Annotated in this window: 3 protein-coding genes; all 3 read left to right on the top strand. The window is 37.5% G+C overall.

Annotation, left to right across the window (positions count from 1 at the left end; translation table 11 throughout):
• Nucleotides 1-151 precede the first annotated feature (151 nt).
• The 3 genes from QUA04_RS28770 to QUA04_RS28760 are packed head-to-tail and all read left to right on the top strand — an operon-like array spanning nucleotide 152 to nucleotide 4,345.
• Nucleotides 152-2,941 (top strand): P-loop NTPase, encoded by a 2,790-nt coding sequence (locus tag QUA04_RS28770; protein ID WP_333263950.1) that lies wholly within the window; start codon nucleotides 152-154, stop codon nucleotides 2,939-2,941.
• Nucleotides 2,913-3,398 carry a hypothetical protein gene (locus QUA04_RS28765; protein ID WP_333263947.1) on the top strand — a complete coding sequence of 162 codons (486 nt, stop codon included), beginning with the start codon at nucleotides 2,913-2,915 and terminating at the stop codon, nucleotides 3,396-3,398. Before QUA04_RS28770 ends, QUA04_RS28765 begins: the two co-directional genes overlap by 29 nt.
• Nucleotides 3,399-3,400: 2 nt before the next feature.
• A complete protein-coding gene (locus QUA04_RS28760) occupies nucleotides 3,401-4,345 on the top strand; it encodes a hypothetical protein (RefSeq protein WP_333263944.1) in 945 nt (314 codons plus the stop codon).
• Nucleotides 4,346-4,467: the final 122 nt, after the last annotated feature.

Here is a 4,467-nt window from a genome sequence, read left to right as displayed (position 1 = left end):
CTCTTGTTTCATCTGTCGAAAGAATTCTTAAAGAATTTGGAGATAATTATGTAATTAATTTTGCTTAACTACTTATGGTGGGACTGGAGATGATTACGGTCAAATCTTAGCTGGAAGGGCTTCGGAAGCATCCGAGGCAGCATTAGCTTGGATGCAAGAACGCTGCGATCGTTTTCCTCATCCAGAATGGCTAGAGACAGTTGCTAGTTTCCCCTGGAGTGGTGTTTACACTTCTGCAATTGACACAATTTGCCTCAAAGCCTTCCGAACAACGAGTTGGCGAGAACTACAGTCAATATATGATTCGGAAACTCTTAATCCAAGCGATCCTAGAAATCGCCATCGTCTCCACTGTACATTTTTGTTTGGCTGTGTTAATCAAGACGATAAGAATAAAAGACCTCCTTTGAATGAAGATGAGCTAGACGTTCGATATTCCGTAGCAAATGCTCTAGCCCGTAGATTACCCGAACTTATCACTCCTTTCGGAACACTGGTGATAGAAGGCTATGCAGGTGATTTAGACTGGTTCTCTCCACAGAAATTAACACCTGTTATTCAAAGTCTTAACCAAGCTCAGGTTCATATTTTTAGTGCAAATGAAGCAATCAAACAAAATTCACGTATTGCTAGACGAGTACAAGAAGGTAAAGTTATTCTCCATGACGAAAACTTGGCAGTATATCTTTTACGTGTTCAAGAAGCAGGCTATGTTACACTTGGTGAACCACCGGAGAAGGAGGAATATGGTCGTCGCATTACTCTAGAGGAAAAGTCTTTAACTGTTCCCCTAAATCTGTGGAATCAAGTTTCGAGATCTGCAACAATTCTAGATGACATGATTCTTCTTGAGCCACCACACATTGGAGAAAATAAATTATATAGTGAGTTCAGAGCTTTCCTAGCAGAATCTAGCAATAGACCTATCTGGTCAGGATATGCACGGGGGTTTGCATTTAAGCGTACTTTTGAGAGTCATCTTCAAGAAATTGTTACTAAAAGATTGAAATCTAATGAGTTGCAGGATGAGCCAGTAATTCTTTGTGGACAGTCAGGCACGGGTAAAAGTATTGCTCTTGGTCATCTTGCATATTCAATTCGTAAGGAAAAAAAGTATCCTGTTTTATTTATTGAGCATCGCTCTAAACTCCCTCTTTCAAGTGATTTAGATACTTTTTGTAAATGGGCTGAAGATTTGGGTGCATCTGCGGTTCTAATTATTTGGGATGGAATGGTTGAGCAAGAGCAATACTACGAATTGACTAAAAGGCTTTCTAGTCGAGGGCGTAAAGTAGTTGTTGTTGGTAGTTGCTATGCTGAGACTGTAAAAAAAATTAATTTTGTCGAGGCTCCTGCATCTCTCAGGAATGTTTCTCCAAGAAGAGAAGGAATAGACGAAATATCTGGATTTATAGCTTTTGTTGAAAAGTTTGCATCATCGTCTAGTGTAGACCTTAGAAAGCTCAGCGAACACGGTGGTCATAGGTTCTTAGTGGCCCTCTATAGGCTTTTACCACCTACTAAAAGTCAAATAAGAGCAGGATTGGCTAAAGAAGTAAAATATGCGGAACAAGACTCCTCTAAACCTTCTCTGGGAAAGGTAGCCTCACAAACTACATTTGCAACTGCCTTTTTAAAAGGGGGCTTGATTACTGAAGATCAACTTTTACCTTCAGAAGATTTGGTGATAGATGGAGAAGAGATAACATTACTTCAGAAACTAATTCGATTAGTAATGGTTCCGGGACGTTTTGGAATTAATCTTCCATTAGAAATTCTGATGCGAGCAATTAATACAGGAGCAATTACAGATTTTGTTAGTTTAATTAAAAGACTTAAAACGGATATTGTGCAGTGGTACGAAGATGCTCATGGTAATCTTGAAATTGGTGCTCGACATCAAATTGAAGCTCAAGAAATTTCCAAATCTCTTTTGGGTAGTGCAAAAGCAGAAGTTGATTGTGCTAGGGATATTTTATTAAATATTCGTGAAAAAGGTAACTTCAACGGTGAAACAGAGATTTCATTTGCAGTTTCCTTAATTAGAAGTATGGGTCCTAAAGGACGTGATGCAAATTATTTTGCACCCTATTTTCGAGAAATTGCTGAAATTCTTCGTAAGTTACGAGAAGATTACAGCGTTCAAAATCCTAGCTTAATGCTACAAGAAGCTACTCTTTTAACAGAAAGAGTCCAAAGACAACGAAGGAATGCGAGTTTAATATTATCTAAAGAGGAGCGTATTGAGCTTTTAGATAGAGCAGAAAATGTGCTTCGTATAGCTCTTGACCAAGTGGGTCTTGACAAGAAAAATAGGGGGATGCGTAGTTATTTATTAGTAGAATTAGCTTCTGTTTTAGGAACCAAATTTACTACTTTAAAAGAAATACAAAACTACGAAGAATCGCTGCCTTTTCTTAAGCAAGCACAAGAAGCAGCTTTTGAGGCGCTCTCATTAAATTCAGAAAACTACTACCCGATAGATGTTTTGCTTTGGACAAGTAGAGAGCTTTTGTCGGACAAGAGTATCGATATAGGAGTTCGTACTGAAATAGAGGCAAATGTCTATCACGTATTTACTTTAGCGGAATCTGAGGAGTATTTCCCTGACCAGCAAGAACGTTTTCAAAAGCTTCGTCTTCAAATAGGTGAGTTAGTTGGAAGCAATGAACTTACCGAAGAAGCTTTTCAGGCTCTTTTAGCAATGGAATCTAGTGCTGGTTATTACCTAAGAGCTTATGCCATTGTTAAGAATATATTATTCACATCTTCCTTAACAGATGATAATATTCAGGCTTGTGAAAGAGCAGTTGATTACTTGAAGGAACATTGGGAGAAAATAAATCAAGATTCACGCTCCCTGTATTTACTTCTTAAAGTTTGGTGGTTAAGTAAAGCCAAGGAAAATTTATTTGCTGGCGAAAAAAACTGTTTTATTTAGTCAAGAAGATTGGAAAAGTTGCCTACAAATTGTAGAAACATTAATGAAGACAACAGAGTTTTATGAGAATCTATCTCTAACTTATTTGAAAGGCTTGGCCAACTTCCATCTAGATCGAATTCAGACTTCTTTAGAAATATTCAGAGAGCTTGAAAATGAGAGTTCATCAATAGGACGTAGACGAATTCTCCGTAGTTATCTTGCGAGTGGTTCCGATGGAAACCCAAGAAAATTTACGGGAGAAGTCGCGTGGAGGCATGAAAAACCTTATGAACGTGGAGCTTTATATGTATCAGAATTGCAGCGTAGTCGCATTCCTTTTATTCCACAGCAATTTGGCAAGCCCGATATTCTTGAAGGTGAGTCTCCGGGTGAATTTCACATTGCTTTCAACTTTCTTGGTCCTATTGCAGATCCGATAGCCTATTACTCTCAACCAGTGCAAAAAAAGAAATAACTATGAATTCATCCGAAGAGGTGCTGAAAGCTTCTCAAAAAATTTATGCCTGTAAACAAGAAATCGATTCCATAGTTTCTCAAATTATTGAAGGCGATCAATTATTTGGTTCAATCAGTATTCAGTTTACTTTGGAGGGAATGTCTGAGTGCTGCTTTCAGCAAGTAATCTCTTGGTTATATACCTTATATTGGGAAGCAGGTAAAAAGTCTGATATTGAATTTTTAGTATATTACTTCGATACTTTTGATCTAGACACCAGTAAAAATTTAAGTACGCATTTTTATCTTGTTAGATCGTTGCGTACTCTTCTTCAGCATAACATTGCTAATAAAGACGATCACAATAGTCGGGTTCAAAAACAATGCTCAGAGTGGTTTGAATCTATTTCTGGAACTTCTAAACCAGAGAATGATTATGATTGGGAAAAGTCTTTGATTAAGTTAGTAGATGAAGCCCAGAGGTTTCTAGAAGCGATTCTAAAGTGCATACAATCCATAGAAGGCGATGAGTCAAAGGATGAAATTATTAATCTGTGGAATATGCGCCGAAAACGCTACTTTTCACCTTGGGATTATGACAATTTGATTCGAGAAGTAATGGGTGATATTGGTGTGACAAAAAATGTGGTAAGGCTTAGAAATAGATATCAAAGTAAATGGGAGAAGGTATTGAAAAATTTCTCAATGGATTCAGATTTTAGGTTTGAACTTAAAAAGCTTATTCTTAATACACTCTTAGACGACCAAGAAATGTTAATGCCGTTAATACCGGAGGACATTATTTCAGAGTTTGGTATTGCAGCAGGATCGCCAGAGATATCCAAGCTACTTAAAAACGCTAAAAATATTTATAGAAGTGATTCACAACTTACAAAAGAACAACTCCTGGCAAGATTGAGAGCAGATTTACGGACGGGTGACAACTCCGTCAAAAGTCCTACTTAGTTCTGAAAAATCGAGCAATCGACCTAAAAAAAAATGTAAAAATGGTATAACCCACATTCCGCAGATATTCAAGCAGAAGGAAAGGAAGATAGATTCGGAAACACAAAACTCCCAAACGATTG

The organism is Microcoleus sp. S13_C5, assembly GCF_036700845.1.
Classification (GTDB): Bacteria; Cyanobacteriota; Cyanobacteriia; order Cyanobacteriales; family Microcoleaceae; genus Microcoleus.
The sequence above is the reverse complement of the archived record's forward strand: the minus strand, read 5'-3'. Positions and strand labels throughout refer to the sequence as shown.